Source organism: Pseudomonas sp. HMSC067G02 (assembly GCF_001813485.1).
Classification (GTDB): domain Bacteria; phylum Pseudomonadota; class Gammaproteobacteria; order Pseudomonadales; family Pseudomonadaceae; genus Pseudomonas; species Pseudomonas aeruginosa.
The window spans coordinates 31,521-32,245 of the sequence record NZ_KV812703.1 but is presented as its reverse complement, the minus strand read 5'-3'; the positions used below and the strand labels follow the sequence as shown (position 1 = coordinate 32,245).

General features: G+C 71.6%; 1 protein-coding gene. It reads left to right on the top strand.

The features are described from left to right. Positions 1-725: Ig-like domain-containing protein (locus tag HMPREF2914_RS32445; protein WP_256562284.1), on the top strand; the 725-nt coding region annotated here is incomplete at both ends.

The following is a 725-nucleotide window of genomic DNA, read 5'->3' as shown; positions in this document are numbered from 1 at the left end:
GCTTCACGCCGGGCACGCCGCTGGCCAACGGCACCGTGGTCAACGCCACGGCCAGCGACCCGACCGGCAATACCAGCGCTCCGGCCAGCACCACCGTGGACTCGGTGGCGCCGGCCGCGCCGGTGGTCAATCCGAGCAACGGCGCGGAGATCAGCGGCACCGCCGAACCGGGCGCCACGGTGACCCTGACCGATGGCAGCGGCAATCCGATCGGGCAGGTCACCGCCGACGGCAGCGGCAACTGGAGCTTCACCCCGTCCACGCCGCTGGCGGATGGAACCGTGGTCAACGCCACCGCTACCGACCCGGCCGGCAATACCGGCGGCCAGGGCAGCACTACCGTGGACGCCATCGCGCCGGCCACGCCGACCGTCAACCTGAGCAATGGCAGCAGCCTCAGCGGCACTGCGGAACCGGGCAGCACGGTGATTCTCACCGACGGCAACGGCAATCCGATCGCCGAGGTCACCGCCGACGGCAGCGGCAACTGGACCTACACCCCGTCCACGCCGATCGCCAACGGTACTGTGGTCAACGTGGTGGCCGAGGACGCCGCCGGTAACAGCAGCCCGCCGGCGACGGTGACCGTCGATTCCAGCGCGCCGCCGGCGCCGGTGATCAACCCGAGCAACGGCGTCGTCATCAGCGGTACCGCCGAGGCCGGTGCCACCGTGACCCTCACCGATGCCGGCGGCAACCCGATAGGGCAGGTCACCGCCGACGGC